The sequence below is a fragment of the Pseudomonas sp. WS 5078 genome, assembly GCF_012985745.1.
Classification (GTDB): domain Bacteria; phylum Pseudomonadota; class Gammaproteobacteria; order Pseudomonadales; family Pseudomonadaceae; genus Aquipseudomonas; species Aquipseudomonas lundensis_A.
Map to the genome: position 1 here is coordinate 1 of NZ_JAAQWX010000012.1, position 20,605 is coordinate 20,605.

Below are 20,605 nucleotides of genomic sequence, written 5' to 3' on the forward strand. Positions count from 1 at the left end.
ACATCGTTGGGTTTTACAACAACGAGAGGCTGCACTCGAAACTGGGATATCTGCCACCGACCGGTTACGAGCGGGCGATGGCGTCAAAATCACCTATCGAGGTGTCCGGTATTAGTTGACCACTGCATACCTGTCGACAACGATGGGGAGCCGGGGCACGACGACCACCCACAGACCTCGACCTCACTTCCATGTGAACGAGTACCGCGCTCTGGCCAGAGGTCTCGATGGAAGGACAGATCAGCCCGCACGACCGCGAGATGGGTTCCCGTGCGCACTAAGGGGGGGATCAGAAGGTGTACCTTGCGAGCCAACCTGAGCACCTCTTGAGCTAGACGAAATGCTGAGGCTCTCAAGTGGATCAAAACTGTTGATTTTCACTGATCCACCCAATAGTATCTTGAGCCAGCTTTATGATCCACCCTGCACTCGAGGAGCTATCAGCCATGACCGCCACTATCGCCTACATCCGGGTGAGCACCGACGACCAGACCACCGAAGCCCAGCGCCACTCCATCGGCCAACGCTTCAAGGTGAGCGAGTGGTTCTCCGATGAGGCCACCAGTGGTGCCACCAAAGCGATGCAACGGGAGGGCTTCAAGGCACTCCATGCTTACGCCAGGAAGGGAGACACGGTTGTGGTGGCAGCCATCGACCGCCTGGGCCGAGACACCATCGATGTATTGGAAACAGTGGAAGCCTTGAAGGCCAAAGGCGTGACAGTGGTCTCGATGCGCGAAGGCTTCGACCTATCAAGCCCAATTGGCAAGGCAATGCTCACCATGTTGGCTGCCGTAGCTGAGCTGGAGCGAGCCAACATCAAAGCTCGCCAGATGGCAGGGATAGAGCGAGCCAGGGCACAGGGGAAGAAGCTGGGAGCACCGAAGGTGATTGACGATGCGGCTGTTGCCGCTTGGAGGAAGAAGAACGGTGCCAGCATCGCGGATACAGCCAAGCACTGGGGCATCTCGACGGCTGCAGTGAAGCGGGCTTGTAGAGGCCCACGAGTACAGGAAGCAGCAGCCTAATAGACGAGGTGGCGTGTTTGGGGGTGCATTATTTTTTGCTCCCCCAGAACACACCTATCGCATAGCCGAATACACGCTCTCACCCGCCCCGTAGTAGCTCGTGAAGATGTGATGGAAGGCCATATCACACTTCTCGTTGTAGATCACTTCGTCATAGCTATCAGGTAGTCCCCGGTCGAAGGCGATCTCCAAGGTGCGCCTTACATCACTTCTAGCCCTGTCCTTCTTCCGCCAGTCGAGCACCAGCTTCTCAGCCTTCAGTGTTTCCAGAAGCTCCTTGCAGACCATCTTCACCTGCGCCTTTTCCTTCTCCGAAAGCTCAGGCACAGGCCTGGTCAGGATGTCGAACAGAGCCAGCTCTTCCTCCGAGAGTTTCTCGCGGATAGCCCGTTGATCCTCCATCTGCAGATCAGCAGTGATATCCAACAACTCCTTGAAGAACACCTCGATGTTCATGCTTCCAGAGTTGTAGGCATCGATCAGCTTTTGGAATTTCTCCATGAAATCCTTTCGAGTAGGGTTCTCCGTCAGCATGGTTTCCAGCTTCATGCTCAGCAAGGCTCGGAGCTTCTCGGCTTCTGTGCGCTTGCGCCCCTGGTTGAACTTTTCCTTGAGTTTCTCGAAGTCGATCTTGCTGAGGTCATGCAGTGGCTGATCGTCGTCTTCCTTGATGATGTAAGGCACTGGAGCGATGGAACGATCCAGTAACTCCTCGACCTGCTGCATCACCTCGGAGATGTCGACGGGAGGAGCCAATGCCTTGATCTTCTGGGCAATGACAGAGATCAGCACAGCGTCAGGAGCAAGCTCATTGGCATCGGGATCAGGAAGAATCGCTCGGTAGACCCGAGACACAATCCTGGCCTGACTCATAAAGCTGTTCTTGGTTTCCTCATTGGCAATGAGTTGCTCAACAGCATCATCCAGCTTGGCCACCTTCTCGAAGCCTTGAGCATCTTTGATAGCCTGGGCATTCACACCATGCTCGGACAAGAACGAGATCCCCCTAGCAAGCAGGTGCTTCAAGTACTCGACCAGCTCGGCCTTGTTCTTGATTGGCTCACCCTCACCACCTTCGCCAGAGGAAGCGCCGCCATAGATGGCTAAGGCTTCCTGCAGCTTACGGAAGACACCCACATAGTCGACGATCAGTCCTGCTTCCTTGCCTGGATACTTCCGGTTGGCCCTAGCGATGGTCTGCATCAGGGTGTGGTTCTTCATCGGCTTGTCGAGGTAGATGGTCGAGCAAGACGGCACATCAAAGCCGGTGATCCACATAGCGCACACGAAGACCAACCGCAGAGGATCCTTGGAGTCCTTGAACTTCTCGCCCAGGTTCTCCTCATTCATGCGCTTACGGTGCGGGATGATGTCCAGCCCTTTGTCGGCTAGCTCCTTTACCTCGTTCTGACCTTGGGAGACGACCACCGCCATGTCGGTCGATGTCATCACCTGGATCTTGTGCTGCAACTCCTCCTGCTGCACCTTGGGAGCCTTTGCGAGTTGAGCTTTCAGGTCAGCCAAATACGTCTTCCAGTGATCCTGAACCTTGTTGTACATGCGGACGGCGGTGGCCTTGTCGATGCACACCAGCATGGCCTTGCCCTGGTAACCACGACCAACGAAGTGGTTCACCATATCCTTGGCAATGGCCTCAAGGCGATCCTCTCGGGTAATCAGGTGGTACTCACGGGCGAAGACCTGCTCGACCTTGCGCTCTTGTTCCTCATCCAGCTCGGCCTCTTCGAGTAACGCCGCCATGTCCTCGTTGAGGTTGTCATTTATGAGCTGCATCTCGGGAATGCGGTTCTCGTAGTACAGCGGAACTGTGGCACCGTCAGCGATGGACTGGCCAAAGTCATAGACGGAGATGTAGTCACCGAAGACCTCTTTGGTCTTCTCCTCACCAGCCATCAGCGGCGTCCCGGTAAAGCCAAGGAAGGCGGCATTTGGGAGTGCCGTCCTCATGTTCATGGCCAGGGTGTCGTACTGGGAGCGGTGAGCTTCGTCGGTAATGACGATGATGTCTTGACGCTCAGAGAGCTGCGGATAGACCTCACCTTTCTTGGTGCCGAACTTCTGGATCAACGTGAAGACGTAGCGGTGATCTTCAGTGAGCAACTGCTTGAGGTGAGCACCGCTGGTGGCATGAGCCTCGACCTCGCCCACAGCACCTGTAGCGGCGAAGGTCTTGTAGATCTGCTCGTCCAGTTCATTGCGGTCAGTGACGATCACGAACGTCCAGTTGCCTGGGATCTTGCGCAGGATCTTCTGAGCGAAGAAGACCATCGACAGAGACTTGCCCGATCCTTGTGTGTGCCAGAAGACGCCCAGCCGCCCAGCCTGATCCTTGGGCCGATCCTTCGTACGCCAGACCTCAGCAATGGCTTTATTGACCCCGAGGTACTGGTGATTCTTAGCGATCTTCTTGATCACACCACCAGCCACGTCCTCGAATACGGTGAAGTTCTCGACAATGTCCAGCAACCTGGAAGGCTCACCGATGCCTCTGATAGCTGTCTCTAGGGAGACAACGCCCTTCTCACCCTCATCGTTGATCCGCTTCCATTCGAACAGATGCTCCCAGGGAGAGAATGTGCTGCCCACCACCGTCTGGGAGCCATTCGACAGCATCAGTGCGCCGTTGTAGGTGAAGAGCTGCGGGATGACCGTGCGGTAGTCGGTTAGGTTGTCGTCGTAGGCGGCCTTGAGTATCTTGTGGGTCGCCTTCAGCTCGACGAACAACAGCGGGATACCGTTCACGAAGCCCAGCAGGTCAGTACGTCGGGTGTGGTAGTCCCCTTTCACCCAGAACTGGGACGCGAGGAAGAAGTCGTTCTCCTCAACATTGCCCCAGTCGATGACCTTGGCCACTCTAAGCGTGTTATGCCCGTGCTCATCGGTGACTGGGACAGGCACTCCGTCCTTCAGCAGCCGGTAGGCCTCCTGATTGGCGTTGACCGGCAGCAGCTTGGAGCGATCTCGGGCCAATTCCTCGACAACCAGATTGATGGCCTCGTTGGGCAGATCAGGATTGAGCCTACTCAGAGCAGCCCGCAGACGCCCCTCCAGCACTACATCCTGCTGGGTCTGTCGACCTTCGCTGGAGGAACTACTTGTCCACTCTGCGTAGAGGTTCCCCGTTTCCCAGCCGAGGGACTCGAACAGCGCAATGGCTGGCTGCTCGACCAGCGTGTCCTCGGAATAGTCGTGCGAATGCGGTGCTGCTGGACTCATGCGCCTGAACTCCTTTTAGGTCGGCATGGGGATATCGGATACGTCGATCTCACCGGAGATTAGTTTAGGAAGGAGCAGGTCTCGCTGGGCTCGGAGGTTTACATTGATGCGTTCGAGGCGTCTCAGTAAACCATAAATCCTTTCCCACTCTGAGCTAAACCTTGACAGCACATCTTGATCGGGAAGCAAAAACGGTAACGCATACGCTTGCTCTCTATTAAGCCCTGGTACTGCGGCGTCATTATTTAAGAAGCGCTGCCTCTGCAAGTTGAAGTACACGTAAGAAAATGGAACCTCACTTCTTACGTAGTAGGTAGTATCGATAGGAAAGAACGAAACATCGCTCCAAAAAACGCTCCCAACGTTGCCCTTCCTTCCAACTACAATCCCTGGCCCCTCCACCAAGCTCTCACAATGAGACCCTACGACACCACTAGAACCGTAAACGGGATAATCACCTGGGACTCGGTCTTGTGCTTTAAGCGCCTTGCCATACGCCAGTTCCATGCAATCGCCAAGCCGAAGAAGCTCCCACCCTTCAGGAATCAGCCCAAGCTCACTCTCCTTGAGCCCCACCCCCTCATGCCCCGGAAAGCGGAACTGAACGAACCACTCCTCGTACAACCGCCGCGCCATTTCTTCGAGGATCTCGATGCGGCGTGTGTTGTTTTCTATGAGGTCGTCGTAGGCGGAAAGGATTGCCGCGATCTGGCTCTGTACAGCAAGCGGCGGTAGCAGAAACTCTATCGGCTTCAAGCGAGACTGAGTCAAGAGAGGTTGTGCAGCCCCCCCTGCGTACCTATTAAGATCAGCGTGCTTCAACAAGTAATATAAGAACTTGAGAGTCACGCTATCTTCGACGGCCTGTACAACTATTGTGTTATCAGACGGCCAAAACCTACCCTCACACAACTCAACAGCGCCACAGTATGCTCCGACCCTTCCTAGTATCAGAGAGGACTCATACACCCATTCGTTAGCGCCACCGATTATTCCGTTAGCGCCATAAACTGGAAACTCACCAGAAAGCCCTGGCTTAATTGACTTGCCATTTTTGAGGCTGGCGATATCACCAAAAGGCTTCAGAGCCCAACTCATGCTAGCGCCCCCCAGCCAATATCGCTGTAATACTCTCTGCGATAGACGCCTCAAGCTCTTTAGACTCGGCGTTCAGAACCTCCAGTTCCTCGGCAAGCTCCTCTAAACGCTCCGTGAAGTCGATATCCTCGGCCTCTCTAGTTGCCGCTCCCACATACCGTCCAGGGTTCAGCGACCAACCCTGAGACTCGATAAGCTCGCGAGAAGCAACCTTGCACAGCCCAGGGACATCCATATAACCATCGCCCAGCCCTCTCTCAGCCAGCAACTCGGCACTACCTTGCCCCAGTTCGGGCGCTTGCCCACGGTACAGCCGCACGATGTTGGCAAGGAGCTCAATCTGCTCAGGTAGCCAGTCGCGATGTGCCCGGTCGATCTGCCGGTAGATGTGGCGAGCGTCGATAAACAGAACCTTGTCTGCTCGCTCCGCATCACCTTCTTTCGCCCGGTCGAAGAACCACAGCGTGCAAGGCAGAGTCACGGTGTAGAAGAAGTTCGAGCCGACCGACACGATCACATCGACTGCACCACTCTCAATCAGCTTCTGCCGGATCACCTGCTCGCTGCCTCGGGCATCACCTGCCGAGTTCGCCATAACGAAACCAGCACGACCGTTCTTGTTCAGCGATGCGTAGAAGAGCTGGATCCAGAGATAGTTGGCGTTATCGGTCTTCGGAACACCGAACGGGAAGCGCAGGTCGCCTTCAAGACGCTCCTTATCGACCCCAGATACGTTGAACGGCGGATTAGCCATAACAAAGTCGAAGCGACCACCGTCACGGGTAACGGCCTCATGCGGGTCTTCATAGTAGGTGTTGGCAATACGCACATCACCCGACAGGCCATGCACAGCCAGGTTCATCTTGTTGAGATTGACCGTGACCTGTTCTTTCTCGGTGCCGAAGATGGAGATTTCTTCCATCGCCGTCTTGTGGTGGCGTTTAACGAAGTCAGCCGACTGGGCGAACATACCGCCGGAACCACAAGCCGGGTCGAAGATCCGCCCGTGGAACGGCTCGATGATCTCGACGATCAGCTTCACGATGGACTCGGGGGTGTAGAAGACCCCGCCTTTCTGGCCTTCCTTCAGCGCGAAGTTGCCCAGGAAGTACTCATAGACCTTACCGAAAGCATCCCCAGTGAGATCCACCGGGCCAAGCAGCTTGATCAGCTCCAGCAGTACCTTGTTGCCAAGCTGGACGTAGTTGCGAGGCAGAGCGCCTTTGAGGTCGACGTTCTCTTCCTCAACAGCTTTCATGGCTTCGTTGATCGCAAGCCCGATGACATCGCCCTCAGTGAGGGTCTGCAGATAGGAGAAACGGGCCTTCTCTGGCAGGAAGATCACGCCCTCGGCCAGATAGTCATCTTTGCTGACCTTGCGGCGACCACCAGAGCCAATCGGCCCCAGCTTCTCTTCGGCAGCGGCATACATCTTCTCGGCATATCGCAGGAAGATCAGCCCCAGGACAGGCACCGAGAACTCACCCGGCCTCAGCCCTGTGTTGGCCCATAGTTGGTCAGCTACAGCCCACAAACGCTTTTCTACATCTCCAGTGACCAAGGCACATCTCCACGCAGTAATACAAAAATGCCGACGAGCTTACTACAGACGGGAGCAGATCAAACGTATGGCTATAACCTGTGTTGAGCAAACTGTCATCAAGCGCTCTACCGGTGGGCGGCAGCAAGGGTTTTGCTCCTCTGATAAATCTGCAAGATCACAGCACGTTCGACGACGATCAATTAACACACAGTTATGGATAGGAGAACGCGCAACCTAGCACGTTCAATCCTCGACCACGACGCTCGATCATCCGCGCTGGCAAACCGCCGAGAGACTGATCGAACCGGGAAAGGCGGCAGCCCATCGAGGCCACTGTCGAGTACCTACTGCTACTTTGAGCTTCAGGCGTACAGCCCCTCTCACTGCCCCGAAAGATCGGTCAGCAGTCACGGGTGATGACGAACCTGACATAGCTGACTAAGAGGTGATGGCACTTAGTCGAGGCTGGCTACCTGCGATGACTCGCGGGGTGTAGCGGTGGATGGCGAAGCCACTCTATGAGTGTCTTTAAGCTGTTCAGTATCCATGGTTATTACTATTCATAAATCAATGAAGAACGAAGCCATGAGACAGCATCAAGTCTGTCTTGCGGAGACACTGACAGGTGCTCTTCAAGCTGTACCGCAAGTTGCTCTTGATGCCTCCCCAACACTGCTGACACAGGATCGATGATCACCGATGACGATGTTGTCAGTGACCATCCCCGTCAGTGGTTGTCAGGAAGCCCAAGCCTCTCTGCCAGTCCACCTCCTGCTCATCTTCATGTACCTCCAGATGACTCCGCCCAGGAGTTTTCCCATTCGCCTATGCCATACATCAGCCCTGGCCTCAGCACAGTAGCGACCTAGGCAACCACTGCTGCCCAGGCTTTGGCCCATGGATGGCACTCAGGCACCGGGGAACTCCTGGGCAAGTCACCCGCATCAACCCTGCATCCCTTGCAGATCCCCCACAAACCCAGCCCGTTTTGTCCAGCCGTCCGAGCCGTCCATGTTTCCCTTGGTGTGGGGAGCTGGTGGCATGGATGGAAGGGACTCTGACGGCTGAACAAAAAGGAAACGCACCATGAAAAGCAAACGCACTGGTAAGACCTTCAACTACACCCCGGCTGACTGTCCGAAGCACGTCATGCAGACTCTTGGCTTCGCCGACGAACAGGCCGAGAGGATGATCCAGGTTCGCCGGATACTCCCATTCGTCGAGAGCAGAACAGAGCCGTGTATTGATGCTCGAAGGCTCTGGGAGAAAATAGGCAGACCCGAAGCCCGTTTCGACAAATGGGTCTCTCGCGGCGCAGCAAGAATAATGGACGAGTTCGGGCATTATTCGGAGGTGGTAAAGAAGAGCACGCCATCATCGCGAAAGCCCCGCACCGACTACATTCTCAGCCGTAACTGCGCGGCGCATTTGGCCATGAGCACACAAACCCCAGAAGGGAGCGAGGTGCGGCACTACTTCCTCGACATGGAAGAGCTGGCCTTCAAGCTCATCCGCTATACCCCGATCAGGGGCTCCATGCTCACAAGCATCGACAATCAGGTCGCTCATCAGGCGTTCGTCATTGCTGGCGAAAAGGCGAAGTCTGGAGAGCTGTCCAAAAGCCTTGTCAGTCAAAAAGCGATGGAAATGCGAGCAAGCCTGATGTCGCTCGTATGCCGAGTGATGACCGGGCTGTCTGCCAGCGAATGGAGAGTCTCAATTGGCCGCCCCATTAGGGATTCGCTTAGTGCCGAAGACCTCAATCAGTACAGCCGAGCCTATGACTCCGCCCTGACCATGCTAATTGGCGGCATGACTCTGTCACAGATCGAAGCCGTGCTGAACCTGCCTTACGGAAACAGCATCGACCCGAGCGACTACATCAAGACCCAAGCGGAGTTAGCCTGATGCGTCTACCTGAACTGATCTTCCTGGGCGCTCTGCTGCTCTGGCCTTTGGTTCCCCTAGCATACTTGCTCTGCATCGTCTGGCAGACCGACTTCAAGTTGGTTGCTCGATCCAAACAGAGATCAACAGAAGGGGCTCGATCATGAAAAAGATCGCCAACGAAGTGAGGATGGCTAGAAGGCGGAGTACTTCAGGCTCGGCTACGACTGCCGAAGGCACTGTTCAACATCCGATGCTGAGCGAGATCCTGATTGCAGACAAGCGCAGATGGAAAGCGGCCCAACAAATGAGTCTTCCCGTGCTCCGACTGAAGCCTACAAACAGCGACTGACAGAGCCCCCATCACCCTTCGCCTGGCCAGCCAGGAGGCCGATCTATCGGCTTGGTGCTGGGGGTTATTTTTTACCGTGCCGCCTTGGAGAACGACGACAGTCGAACCGGGTTCATCACCGCCTCGGTCAGGGAGACGGCCAGTTGCTGCCCCTTCTCGGTCAACTGCACGATCTTCCTGCGGCGCTCCATCGGATCTGGCGTTGCCACTATCAGTCCGAGCCCTGGTTTTTCGAGACGATGCCACTCCGACAAGGCCGAGACATTCCTTGAGCAGGACGCTTGGCTCATCCCGAGATTCGTCTGCAGATCCGTCATCGTGCAGCCTGGGTAGATCGCCGAATAGAGAAACAATGCAGCACTTTGTGAAGGCATCTCAGGATCAACGCCACGGAACTCCTCAATCGCTTTGAAAAGCTGGACAAGGGCATACCGATCATAAGCCAGAGCGTGTTTGCTGAATGTGGTTTCCATGTGCGTCACGCTCCGTCCTTACCTAGATAGAAGCCAGAGCTATTCCAGGCCAACTCAAAGCACCTTGGAACTCGGACATACACGTCGCCGATGAATAAGCAAAAACGTGCCTTGCCAATAGAGACGCTGAAGCCAAATTGATTGCCGGTCATTGGCCGAAACCTCCGATTCATTTGTCGTGTTCGCTACAGATAGCAGACCGTATCGGGGCGCTTCAACGTTTCCACTTTCGCGTCATTTTCAATGCAGAATCAAATGCATAACCCAATAGTTGGCAGCGCCACTCAGTATCAGGGCTACAGCGGCATCGCGCCCCAATCGGCCAGTCCAGCTAACCGCACACGCATAGTTCGCCTCTCTGTCTTGCCTCCCGACGAGGCCCGCATGATCCAGCTCCACAAGATCCTCAAGTCCTTCTCGAAGACCATCGACCAGCTCGAACAACTGACCGCCACCAACAACATCGAGGTCAGCCGCAATACCGAGCAGATCGACCGACTGCAAGAGAAGAACCTGCTGCTGATCGCAGAAGCCCAGGCTGCCAAGGAGACCGCCGAGAACCTGAAAGCCCTGGTCAGCCCAGCCCTCTGACCTTTTTCCACGATCACGGAAAAACCCTCACTACCAGCGAACACCCATAGCCCGCCTCTGAGCGGGCTTCGTCTTTTCTGGAGGACAGAACATGAGCAACGTGAGCATCTACAAGTTCGAGGACACCACCGAGATCCGTGTGGTTGAGATCGAAGGCAACCCCTGGTTCGTGGCGAAGGATGCGCTGGCCGGGATGGGATACCCGCAGACATCCCACGCCAACATCCTCAAGAAGCTGGCCGATGATGAAGTCATTCTGAAACAGATTCAGAAAGGGGTGCGTTCCGTCAGCCTTATCTCCGAGTCCGGTCTGTACAAGCTGGTCATGCGCTCGGACAAACCCGAGGCCCAGCGCTTCCAAGACTGGGTAACCCGCGACGTTCTCCCGGCCATCCGCAAGGACGGCGCCTACATCATGGGCGAGGAGAAGGTAGCGACCGGCGAGATGGACGAGGACGCCTTCGTCTTGAAGGCCATCGAGATTCTCCAGCGGAAGATCGACCGGCTGTCCAGCGAGAACAAGCAGCTCACCACCGAGCGCGACGGACTGTCGTCTGTGGTTGGTCAGCGCTCATCCGCCGGAATGACCGACTAGCTTCCGATGGCGTCGCCGCACATAGGAACGCAGCCACTGATACCGGCCAACCCGGAGTCATGTAGTCACTGCAGCCACTCGACAGCATCGAAGTCGACGGACTCTATAACCGGAGCCAACACCTCTGGTCTGAAATCCTTCCCGTACCGACTGAAAGTAATCCCACCGCTCTGGTGTCCAAGAATGCCGCCAACCAGCGACTCGATTATCCCTTTCTGCTTCAGATGATCTGCTAGCGTATGGCGGAAGCTGTGGAAGTCCTTACGCTCGCTCCCCTCGCGGAAGCCCAACTGATCACGCACCCGAGCGAACCACTTGGAGGGAGCTGCAGCGTAGCCGTGAGACTTGTGCGTGCTCAGCTCCGCAAAGACGCGCTGATGCCCAGCCTCTCGCTGCGCGCGAACGAACTCAAGGAACCCCAGCGCTTTCAACTTCGAGTGTATCGGCACGATCCTTTCCGAGGTGACGGTTTTCAGCTTCTGATCTGGCCTTGTCGCACGGATATGAAGACAGTCGATGCCGTTGATAACGACCACGTCATCCAGATATAGCTGGCATAGCTCATTGAGCCTTGCCCCCGTGTAAAGACCGAGAAGTGGCAGCCAGTACTTGTGTGGCTGAGCCGACTTCGCTGATGCGTAAACCTGCTTCGAGAACAGAAGACGCAGATCGTCCTCAGTAAAGATGCTGCGCTCCTCGCTGACCTTGCCTCGCTGCCTGACACGAAGGCCATCGAACGGATTGCGCTCGCAGTATCCCTCGCGAATCGCGTAAGAGAAAAACGTAGTCAGGTTTTTAACGTAATTGTTAAACGTGGTAAGGCTGATCGTGGTGGACGCATTCTCGATGATTTGCTCCAACGACTGCCCCTCGGGCAACTGGTAGATGCGAGGCGGCAGCTTAAGTGCTGTCTCTCGATATTTACGGGCGTCCTGTCGAGTGATCAGGTCGACGGGAAGATCACCAACGATACGGATCATCATCTCTGCTACTGATCGTTTATCAGCAATCGTCTTTGCAGCGATCCCTTCCTGCCGTTGGTGCTCCAGGCATTCGTGAACCACCTTGGAGAAGCGAGGAGCGTTGCTAGGAAGATCCCCCAAGAACCCCTTGTTCAGCGCCGGGCTTACTCGTGAAGAAGCTATGCGGGCCTTCAGCGAGGTCTTGCCGCTGCCTTTCACGGGCACTGGAGAAGTAGACGCGGCACTGTCCGCCAAATGAACTAATTGCTGCTGACGGAGCCAAGCCGCCCAACTAGCAACTCGCTTGCCGCCCGCCTCCCAAGCACCACGCAAGGAATCGAGGCTAGGCCTAATCCCCTGGAAAGCTTGGGTATAGAGCTTCTGGACCTGCAAGAGCAACTCACGGCCACGGATCAACGCTTCGCGCTTGCAGCGAGTCTGCAAAGAACGACGTATTTCGCCACAGGGAAATAATGGACGGAGGACTGACGGCACTACGACTCTGAAATAGAAGATCGAGTGTCGGGACAACCAGAGGTAAGAAGGTACGGAAGACACGGTGGATCACCCTTTGGATCACTGGCGTGATCAGAGCGAAAAACCGTTAGAAATCAAGAAGTTGGAACTAAGGTGGTGCCCCCACCAGCCACACCCCGGCACACAGTGTTCCCGCTGTGGCTGCTTCCTTCCGGATCTGACCAGGTTCACGGGTAACCGTTGCGGAGGGACCGATAGGGTCACCATAACAACATTCGCCTAGCAGCGAACGGCGCCATTGTACCTGTCTGAGGAAAAGTTACAACCGCCTATTCAAGAATAAAAAAATGAACAGGCTCAGGCACTTGGATTGCGCAAGCGCTGCCAGACAGCCCGAGCCTGCGAACAGGGAGCGTGCCTGAAGCCGCGCGCTGCGCAAGGCACAACCTTGCGCAGCGTCCGGGCGACGGCCGGGGTTTCAGATCGACGCCTTCACACGCTGATGCCCTGCCGGGCCAGAAACGCAACAAATGCCTCTTCGTCCAGCACCTTGAGCCCCAATTCGTTGGCCTTGACCAACTTGGATCCCGCACCCGGCCCCGCGACCACGCAGTGGGTCTTGCCGGACACCGAACCCGACACCTTGGCACCAAGGCTTTCCAGCTTGTCCTTGGCCACATCGCGACTCATCAGCTCCAGCGAACCCGTCAAGACCCAGGTCTGCCCTGCCAGGGGCAAGCCTTCCACGGTTTTTTTCTCGCTCTGCCAGTGCATGCCGAAATCGCGCAGTTGCGCCTCAATCGCCAGCGCCTGGCGGGCATTCTCAGGCTGGTCAAAAAACGCGCGCACCGCCTTGGCCTGCTTCTCCGGCAGCGCCTGACGCATGTCCAGCCAGTCAGCGTCGATCACGCCTTGCAGCGAACCAAACTTGTCCGCCAGCTTTTGCGCGCCGCCCGGCCCTACAAACGGGATATGCAGCTTGTCGATCAAGCCACCCAACGTCGCACTCGCGGCAAACTCAGCCCCCAGATCGCCCTGATCCTGCAACTCAAGCCCTCGCTCCAGCAACTGGCGGATCACCTGCCGGTTGTGTTCATCGCTGAAGAAGCTGTGAATCTCGTGGGCGACCTCCAGCCCCACATCCGGCAAGTACGTGAGTACCTGGGGCAACGCCTGCTGGACGCGCTCCAGCGAAGCCAGCGAGCGCGCCAGCACTTTGGCCGTTTCCTCGCCCACGTCCGGAATGCCCAGCGCATAGATAAAGCGGGCCAGTGTCGGACGTTTACTGTCAGCGATGGCGGCCAACAGGTTTTTGGTCGACAACTCGGCAAAGCCGTCCAGCTCGACAATCTGATCGAAACTCAAAATGTACAGATCAGCCGGTGAACGCACCAAGCCTTCGTCCACCAACTGCTCAACGCTTTTTTCACCCAACCCTTCAATATCCATCGCCCGGCGCGAAACGAAGTGAATGATCGCCTGCTTAAGCTGCGCCCCGCAGGCCAGACGGCCCACGCAACGGTAGACCGCGCCCTCACTGACTGTTTCGCGGCCTTTGCTGCGTTTGATCAGCTGTGTGCGCTCGACATGCGAACCGCACACCGGGCAGTTTTCAGGAATGTGCACCGGCCGTGCAGAGTCCGGCCGGCGGTCCAGCACCACCTGCACCACCTGCGGGATCACATCGCCTGCACGGCGAATGATGACGGTATCGCCGATCATCAACCCCAGACGCGCCACTTCATCCATGTTGTGCAACGTTGCATTGGACACTGTCACGCCAGCCACCTTCACCGGCTTCAAACGTGCCACCGGGGTGACGGCGCCGGTTCGGCCTACCTGAAACTCCACATCCAGCAGCTCGGTCAGTTCCTCCATCGCCGGAAACTTATGGGCGATGGCCCAACGCGGTTCGCGGGCACGGAAACCAAGCTCACGCTGCGAGGCCAGGTTGTTGACCTTGAACACCACGCCATCGATTTCATAGGGCAACGACGCGCGACGCTCACCGATGTCGCGGTAATACTCCAGACACTCGGCAATGCCCTTGGCCAGCTTCAGCTCATGACTGATAGGCATACCCCACTTTTGCAGTTGCTTAAGATTGCCGATGTGCGTGTCAGCAAACTCTTCAGACACCTGCCCCAAACCGTAACAGCAGAATTCCAACGGACGGCTGGCAGTGATTTTCGAGTCCAGCTGCCGCAGGCTGCCCGCCGCCGCATTGCGCGGGTTAGCGAACGTTTTGCCGCCCGCCGCCATCTGGGCTTCGTTCAGGCGCTCAAACCCGGCCTTGGACATGAAGACTTCGCCGCGCACCTCTAACACTGCAGGCCAGCCACTGCCCTGCAGCTTGAGCGGAATGTTGCGCACGGTACGCACGTTGATACTGATGTCTTCACCCGTGGTCCCATCCCCCCGCGTGGCACCGCGCACCAGATGCCCGTCCTGATACAACAGACTTACCGCCAGACCGTCCAGCTTGGGCTCGCAGCTGTATTCGACCTCGGCACCGGCGCCGAACAAGTCACCGGCCGGCAAGTCCAGCCCTTCATTGACCCGGCGGTCGAACTCGCGCATGTCCGCTTCATCGAAGGCGTTGCCCAGGCTCAGCATCGGCACTTCATGCCGGACCTGAGTGAAGGCTGACAACGCAGCGCTGCCCACCCGTTGCGTCGGGGAGTCAGGCGTGACCCACTCTGGATGCTGGGCCTCCAGCGCTTTGAGCTCATTGAACAGACGATCGTATTCGGCGTCCGGGATGCTCGGCTCGTCGAGCACGTGGTAGCGATAGTTGTGCTGTTCCAGTTCAGCGCGCAGCGCTAGGATTCGGTCATGGGCGGCGGTCATGGGGGTGTTCTCACAATGCAAAAGAGCAGCCGAGGCTGCTCTTGAGTTAATTCATTCGCGTTTGCGTGGGAGCAAACAGGTTGACTCCCACTGCGCTTAGCGTTTTTGTGTCAATGCGCGACGTTCAAATTCAACGATGCGCTGGCGGTAATGCTCAATGGTTTGCGCCGTCAACACACTGCGCTGGTCATCCTTGAGCTCGCCGTTCAGTTCCTGCGACAGCTTGCGTGCCGCTGCCACCATCACATCAAACGCCTGCTTGGGATGGCGCGGCCCCGGCAGCCCCAGGAAAAAACTCACCGCAGGCGTACTGAAGAGATCGATATCGTCCAGATCGAATACACCCGGCTTAACAGCGTTGGCCATCGAGAACAGCACTTCACCATTACCGGCCATGCTTTCGTGGCGGTGGAAGATGTCCATCTCGCCAAAGCGCAGACCGCTTTCCAGAATATTCTGCAACAGGGCCGGCCCCTTGAAGCCAGCCGGGTCACGACTGATGACGCTAATGACCAGTACTTCCTCTGCGGCTTGCGGCGGCTCTTTCTCTTCTGCAACTGCCGACACCGACGGGCTTGCCGTGGCACGACCGCGAGAAGGCTTGGATTCTGCCGGGAAGTCATCACGGGCGGCGCTGAGGCTCGGGCCGTCGTCTTCCAGGTCCAGATTGAGGTTCAAGTCGCCCTGGCTTGGCTCGCTACCGCGTTTGCCGCGCTTGGCACCTTTCTCACGCGGCGGCATGCTCACTGATGGCAGGTCATGCTCATCGAGCTGCGGCTCCTTGTGATGCGGGGTGTCCAGCACTCGCGGAGGCCCCAGCAGCTCGGCGCTGGTCTCCTCCTCGTCGGGCAAGTTGGAAAAGCTGCGATCAAGACGAAACTTGAGCTTGCCTTTGCCACCGCGCATCCGGCGCCAGCCATCGAAAAGAATACCGGCGATGACCACTATGCCGATGACGATCAGCCACTCGCGCAGACCGATTTCCATGTAATCCCGTGCCCCTAAAAAATGATTCTATGAAGAAGAGCCTAAAGCCCTTTAAAACGTGGCGCCAACTCTATGTTCTGAATGGCGTTTTACCCACGTATAAAAAAATTAGACGCTAAATTAGCACGACCAAAGATAACTTTACACCGTCTGTCGCATTGGGCTATGCCGAAGCCCTACAAGCATGCAATCCAAATCGGTCAGCTCTTTGGGAAATATCCTACACAAAGATTTTTTTGACCCTCTTTGCTTATAGCTCAAGCATCCACCATTGCCATGGCCTCCTCGACATCCACAGCCACCAGACGCGAACAACCGGGCTCGTGCATCGTCACCCCCATCAACTGATCGGCCATTTCCATGGCGATTTTGTTGTGGGTGATGTAGATGAACTGCACCGTCTGAGACATCTCTTTAACCAGACGGGCATAACGCCCTACGTTCGCATCATCAAGCGGCGCATCCACTTCATCGAGCATGCAAAACGGTGCCGGGTTCAACTTGAAGATGGCAAAAACCAGCGCCAACGCGGTCAATGCCTTCTCACCACCCGATAACAAATGGATGGTGCTGTTCTTCTTGCCTGGCGGCCGCGCCATGATCGTTACCCCTGTATCGAGTAAATCTTCGCCCGTCAGTTCCAAGTAAGCGCTGCCACCACCGAAAACTTTTGGGAAAAGTGCCTGTAATCCACCATTTATCTGATCAAAGGTGTCTTTGAAGCGGCTGCGGGTTTCTTTGTCGATCTTGCGAATGACGTTTTCCAGCGTTTCAAGTGCTTCCACCAAATCCGCATCCTGGGCATCCAGATAGCGTTTGCGTTCGGACTGCTGCTGGTACTCGTCGATGGCCGCAAGGTTGATCGCGCCCAAACGCTGAATACGCGCGGCAATACGTTCCAGCTCTTCTTCGGCCTGCTGCTCGTTTAACGCATTGCTCAAGGTGGCCAGCACTCCGTGCAAGTCATAACCATCAGCCAGCAATTGATCTTGTAACGCGGTGCGTCGCACGGTCAGCGCTTGCCATTCCATGCGCTGCTGTTCGAGCTGGCCGCGAATCAGTTGCGATTGCTGCTCGGCCTGATTACGCCGTTTTTCAGCTTCGCGCAATTCGCGATCGGCGTCTTCAAGGGCGGTTTGCGCGACTTTAAGCTCTTCGTCCACACTCAGGCGCTTGTCGAGCAACTCTTCGAGTTTCAGGCGCAGCTCTTCCAGAGGCGCCTCGCCCTCTTCGAGGTTAAGCGTGAGTTGCTCGCGTTTTTCAGCCAGACGCTCCGATTGCAACTCCAGACGTTCAAGGGCCTGCCGCGTGGAATCGTGCTGCGCCTTGAGCGACCCGAGCCGTACAGCCAATTGGTGGGCGTGGTCCTTGTGCTGGCGAGCGTCCTGACGCACCCGGTCAAGACGCTCACGCAAGCTGTCGCGCCGGGCCAATAACAGCTCACGCTGCTCGGTATCCGTGGCCATGGCGTCCAGCGCTTCCTGCAATTGCAGGCGCGCCTCACCGACCTGCTCATGCTCCAACGCGCGCTGCTCACCCAGCTCAGCCAACTCTTCATCCAGACGACGACGGCGCAGGGTCAATTGCTCGACCTTGGCTTTACTGGCCGAGAGCCTGGCCTTGATTTCACCCTGTTGACGCGCTTCATCCTGCAAGCGCCGACGCACTTGCTCGCGGGCGTCTTCTTGAGTCAGTTGCTGCTCGCGCAACTGCTGCAACTGCTCCTCAAGGGTTGCCAACGTGGCTTCGCGCGTATCGCGCTCATGCTCCAGACGCTGTATTTCCTGGCCACGGGCCAGCACCCCGCTTTCCGCTTCACTGGCACGGCGCACGCGCAAAAACGTACGCCCCACCCAAAAGCCATCGCGACTGATCAGGCTTTGCCCCTCAGCCAGCTGCGAGCGCAAGGCCAGTGCCTGCTCGAGGGTATCGACCGGGTTGACCTGACCCAGCCAGGGTGCGAGGTCGAACGCTGATTCAACCTTGTCGAGCAAACTGCCTGCTTGCGCGTGGCCGGGCGTGCCTGCGCTGAACAGGCGCAGATCGCCCTGGGTAAACCCCGCCAGATCAAGCGGTGCAAACTCGTCAACCAGCACCGCTTGCAGGTCGGCGCCCAAGACCGTTTCGACTGCCAGCTCCCAGCCCGGCTCAACGCGCAAGCCCTCAGCCAGACGCGGTTGCTGGCTGAGTTGATGCTCACGCAGCCACTCACCCGTGCCAGTGCCCGGATCGAGGGCAGCCTGCTGCAGCGCCTCCAGCGATGCCAAACGGCCATTAAGCCGCTGCAAGTCGCCCTGCGCCTGCTGCTGATTGTGGGTAGCTTGCTGCAAGTCGTGACGCACCTGCTCCAGACGCTCCACAAGCTGTTCTTCAGTGCCTTGCAGTTCTTCGTGGGTGAGTTCGCTGGTGGCCAGCAATTCGCTCAGCTCGAGAATGGCCGCGTCTTCAGGGTCGGCCGCCAGCAAGGTGCGCTCTTCAGCCAGACGACGCTGGCGCTCTGCAACGCGCTCCATGCTGGTTTCCAGTTGCTGAATACGCGCTTGCAACACTTCGGATTGACGCTGCGGCTCGGCACTGCGCAAGTTGAACGCATCCCACTGCTCTTGCCAGGCCTGCATGGTGACTTCAGATTCCTCGAGCGCCGCACCCGCTTCTTCGGCGGCGGCGCTGGTGAGCGCCTGCTCGGGCTCAAGCATCGCCAGTTCTTCACCCAGCGTGGCAAGCAGCGTACGGTCGTGACCCAAGTGCGATTCGGTTTCAAGACGCGAACGTTCAGCTTCACGCAGGTCGTCCTGCAATTGGCGCAACCGTTGCTGGCCGTGTTGAATGCTTTGTTCGACGCGGGCAATGTCGCCCCCCACGGAGTAGAAACGGCCCTGCACCAGATTGAAGCGCTCTGACAGATCATGGTGCCCGTCGCGCAGACGCTCGATGCTCGCATCAGCATTACGCTGCTCGGCCACCAGGGCTTCGAAGCTAACCTCCTGATTACCGATGACCGCTTCGCGCTGGCCGACCTGTTCGTTCAGGGCCTGCCAACGCAGCGCCGACAGTTGCGCTTTGAGCTGACGCTCCTCGGCTTTGTATTCTTGGTACTTCTCCGCCGCCTGGGCCTGACGGTGCAGGCGCTCCAGCTGCCGCCCCAACTCTTCACGCAGGTCTGTCAGACGGGCGAGGTTTTCGTGGGTGCGGCGGATACGGTTTTCAGTCTCGCGGCGGCGCTCCTTGTACTTGGAGATACCCGCCGCTTCTTCGATAAAATTACGCAGGTCTTCGGGCTTGGACTCGATCAGTTTCGAGATCATGCCCTGCTCGATGATTGAGTAACTGCGCGGCCCCAGGCCCGTACCGAGGAAAATGTCGGTGATATCACGGCGCCGGCACTTGGTGCCATTGAGGTAATACGTGGTCTGGCTGTCGCGGGTCACTTTGCGCCGGATCGAAATCTCAGCGTAGGCCGCGTACTCGCCCAGCAGCGTACCGTCGGCGTTGTCGAACACCAGTTCGATACTGGCCTGACTCACGGGTTTGCGGCTGGTCGAGCCATTGAAGATGACATCGGTCATCGATTCGCCGCGCAAATTTTTGGCTGAGCTTTCGCCCATGACCCAGCGCACGGCGTCGATGATGTTCGATTTGCCGCAGCCATTGGGGCCGACCACTGCCGCCATATTGCTCGGAAAGTTAACCGTCGTCGGGTCGACGAACGATTTGAAACCGGCCAGCTTGATGCACTTGAGCCGCACGCTCAGGCAACCGTCAAGGCAGTCAGCACCAAATCGCAACTGCGCTGGGCGTAGCTGCCGAGTACCAGGCGGATCTTCGGCAGATCACGGGCCAGTACGGCGTCAAGCAGCTGCGCAAAGAGGGCCAGGAATTCACTCATCGCCGCCTTGCGTTGTTCCAGTGCCAGGTAATAGGCACGGCTCATGGCCGGATGCAGGTTCTCGACGGTTTCTTGCAGGTACGGGTTGTTGGCAAACGGATAGGCCGCGCGCATGACATTGAAGCTGTCTTCAACAAACGCGCTGATGTCCTGGCGCTCAAGGCTGGCGGTCAGGCGCTGCTGGATTTGCAGGAACGGCCCGAGATCGGCCTGAACCGCCCAGCGCTGCGCCACGGCATTGCCCAGCAGGATATACAGCTCGCTCATCAACGTGCACAGGCTCTGTACTTTATGTGCAGTGAGTTCGGTGACGTGCGCGCCGCGTCGCGGCAGGATGGCGATCAGGTGCCGACGCTCGAGGATCAGCAACGCTTCGCGCACAGAGCCTCGGCTGACATTGAGCGCCAGCGTCACCTTCTGTTCCTGAATGCGTTCCCCTGGCTGTAACTCGCCCCGAATGATCCGTTCGGCGAGGTGATGAGCGATTTGCTCGGCGAGGCTATCCGGCGCCTTGAACGTCATGTTTTACCTTCAAAATCTTTGATCAGTGCAGGCGGCGAAGTGTAACGCACTTGTCGGGCTCAAGCGGAGTGCCCACTGCGCTGAATTTGGCACGAAACCCGCAAATAAATGGGTAAT

14 protein-coding genes, 1 other RNA gene and 1 pseudogene are annotated in these 20,605 nt (G+C 57.2%); 5 read left to right on the top strand and 11 right to left on the bottom strand.

Annotation, left to right across the window (positions count from 1 at the left end; all coding sequences use genetic code 11):
• Window positions 1-446 precede the first annotated feature (446 nt).
• Complete coding sequence (locus tag HBN68_RS16075; RefSeq protein ID WP_169965246.1) at window positions 447-1,028, top strand: recombinase family protein; 582 nt, start codon at window positions 447-449, stop codon at window positions 1,026-1,028.
• A gap of 54 nt (window positions 1,029-1,082) precedes the next feature.
• Here the strand turns inward: HBN68_RS16075 and HBN68_RS16080 are convergent, their stop codons facing one another.
• From HBN68_RS16080 to HBN68_RS16090, 3 genes are read right to left on the bottom strand one after another with little or no spacing between them, the layout of a single operon-like run.
• Window positions 1,083-4,265, bottom strand: a complete 3,183-nt coding sequence (locus tag HBN68_RS16080; RefSeq protein WP_169965248.1) for a type I restriction endonuclease subunit R — start codon at window positions 4,263-4,265, stop codon at window positions 1,083-1,085.
• A 15-nt stretch (window positions 4,266-4,280) separates the two neighbouring features.
• Window positions 4,281-5,363, bottom strand: coding sequence for a restriction endonuclease subunit S (locus HBN68_RS16085; RefSeq protein ID WP_169965250.1), 1,083 nt, complete (start codon window positions 5,361-5,363; stop codon window positions 4,281-4,283).
• Between the two features lies 1 nt (window position 5,364).
• Window positions 5,365-6,924 carry a class I SAM-dependent DNA methyltransferase gene (locus HBN68_RS16090; RefSeq protein ID WP_169965252.1) on the bottom strand — a complete coding sequence of 520 codons (1,560 nt, stop codon included), beginning with the start codon at window positions 6,922-6,924 and terminating at the stop codon, window positions 5,365-5,367.
• 1,068 nt (window positions 6,925-7,992) lie between these two features.
• Between HBN68_RS16090 and HBN68_RS16095 the strand changes: the two genes are divergently transcribed.
• Complete coding sequence (locus HBN68_RS16095) at window positions 7,993-8,814, top strand: antA/AntB antirepressor family protein (protein ID WP_178088585.1); 822 nt, start codon at window positions 7,993-7,995, stop codon at window positions 8,812-8,814.
• Between the two features lie 142 nt (window positions 8,815-8,956).
• A complete protein-coding gene (locus HBN68_RS16100) occupies window positions 8,957-9,145 on the top strand; it encodes a hypothetical protein (protein ID WP_169965254.1) in 189 nt (62 codons plus the stop codon).
• Window positions 9,146-9,216: 71 nt separating this feature from the next.
• Here HBN68_RS16100 and HBN68_RS16105 read toward each other — a convergent pair whose 3' ends face one another.
• On the bottom strand, window positions 9,217-9,618 hold the full coding sequence (locus tag HBN68_RS16105; protein ID WP_048377539.1) for a MarR family transcriptional regulator: 402 nt from the start codon (window positions 9,616-9,618) through the stop codon (window positions 9,217-9,219).
• Between the two features lie 255 nt (window positions 9,619-9,873).
• On the opposite strand from HBN68_RS16105, the gene HBN68_RS16110 reads away from it, so the two are divergent.
• Both HBN68_RS16110 and HBN68_RS16115 read left to right on the top strand, forming a co-directional pair.
• The gene (locus HBN68_RS16110) at window positions 9,874-10,209 is read left to right on the top strand and encodes a hypothetical protein (RefSeq protein ID WP_169775909.1); all 336 of its coding nucleotides are present in this window, start codon (window positions 9,874-9,876) and stop codon (window positions 10,207-10,209) included.
• A 91-nt stretch (window positions 10,210-10,300) separates the two neighbouring features.
• Complete coding sequence (locus tag HBN68_RS16115) at window positions 10,301-10,804, top strand: BRO family protein (protein WP_082149912.1); 504 nt, start codon at window positions 10,301-10,303, stop codon at window positions 10,802-10,804.
• A 65-nt stretch (window positions 10,805-10,869) separates the two neighbouring features.
• On the opposite strand, the gene HBN68_RS22280 is transcribed toward HBN68_RS16115, so the two are convergent.
• From HBN68_RS22280 to HBN68_RS16145, 7 genes and pseudogenes are all read right to left on the bottom strand, one after another.
• Entirely contained in the window at window positions 10,870-11,985 is a 1,116-nt protein-coding gene (locus tag HBN68_RS22280) for a tyrosine-type recombinase/integrase (protein ID WP_346010214.1), read from the bottom strand.
• Between the two features lie 159 nt (window positions 11,986-12,144).
• A pseudogene (locus HBN68_RS22425) lies at window positions 12,145-12,324 on the bottom strand (DUF6538 domain-containing protein); the annotation flags it as partial.
• 79 nt (window positions 12,325-12,403) lie between these two features.
• Window positions 12,404-12,500, bottom strand: an RNA gene (gene ffs / locus HBN68_RS16125) — signal recognition particle sRNA small type.
• A gap of 235 nt (window positions 12,501-12,735) precedes the next feature.
• On the bottom strand, window positions 12,736-15,093 hold the full coding sequence (gene ligA / locus HBN68_RS16130; RefSeq protein ID WP_169965256.1) for an NAD-dependent DNA ligase LigA: 2,358 nt from the start codon (window positions 15,091-15,093) through the stop codon (window positions 12,736-12,738).
• Window positions 15,094-15,189: 96 nt separating this feature from the next.
• Window positions 15,190-16,080: a cell division protein ZipA gene (zipA, locus tag HBN68_RS16135; RefSeq protein ID WP_169965258.1), complete on the bottom strand. Its 891-nt coding sequence runs from the start codon at window positions 16,078-16,080 to the stop codon at window positions 15,190-15,192.
• A gap of 257 nt (window positions 16,081-16,337) precedes the next feature.
• On the bottom strand, window positions 16,338-19,826 hold the full coding sequence (smc, locus tag HBN68_RS16140; protein WP_169965260.1) for a chromosome segregation protein SMC: 3,489 nt from the start codon (window positions 19,824-19,826) through the stop codon (window positions 16,338-16,340).
• Between the two features lie 2 nt (window positions 19,827-19,828).
• Window positions 19,829-20,488, bottom strand: coding sequence for a GntR family transcriptional regulator (locus HBN68_RS16145; RefSeq protein ID WP_094994555.1), 660 nt, complete (start codon window positions 20,486-20,488; stop codon window positions 19,829-19,831).
• Between the last annotated feature and the right edge of the window lie 117 nt (window positions 20,489-20,605).

What these genes read in the sequence shown, in the direction of transcription:
- ligA (WP_169965256.1), bottom strand. Translation starts at nt 15,093, where the DNA reads ATGACCGCCGCCCATGACCGAATCCTAGCGCTGCGCGCTGAACTGGAA.
- HBN68_RS16080 (WP_169965248.1), bottom strand. Translation starts at nt 4,265, where the DNA reads ATGAGTCCAGCAGCACCGCATTCGCACGACTATTCCGAGGACACGCTG.
- HBN68_RS16085 (WP_169965250.1), bottom strand. Translation starts at nt 5,363, where the DNA reads ATGAGTTGGGCTCTGAAGCCTTTTGGTGATATCGCCAGCCTCAAAAAT.
- HBN68_RS16115 (WP_082149912.1), top strand. Translation starts at nt 10,301, where the DNA reads ATGAGCAACGTGAGCATCTACAAGTTCGAGGACACCACCGAGATCCGT.
- HBN68_RS16100 (WP_169965254.1), top strand. Translation starts at nt 8,957, where the DNA reads ATGAAAAAGATCGCCAACGAAGTGAGGATGGCTAGAAGGCGGAGTACT.
- HBN68_RS16110 (WP_169775909.1), top strand. Translation starts at nt 9,874, where the DNA reads ATGCATAACCCAATAGTTGGCAGCGCCACTCAGTATCAGGGCTACAGC.
- HBN68_RS16095 (WP_178088585.1), top strand. Translation starts at nt 7,993, where the DNA reads ATGAAAAGCAAACGCACTGGTAAGACCTTCAACTACACCCCGGCTGAC.
- HBN68_RS16145 (WP_094994555.1), bottom strand. Translation starts at nt 20,488, where the DNA reads ATGACGTTCAAGGCGCCGGATAGCCTCGCCGAGCAAATCGCTCATCAC.
- zipA (WP_169965258.1), bottom strand. Translation starts at nt 16,080, where the DNA reads ATGGAAATCGGTCTGCGCGAGTGGCTGATCGTCATCGGCATAGTGGTC.
- HBN68_RS16075 (WP_169965246.1), top strand. Translation starts at nt 447, where the DNA reads ATGACCGCCACTATCGCCTACATCCGGGTGAGCACCGACGACCAGACC.
- HBN68_RS16105 (WP_048377539.1), bottom strand. Translation starts at nt 9,618, where the DNA reads ATGGAAACCACATTCAGCAAACACGCTCTGGCTTATGATCGGTATGCC.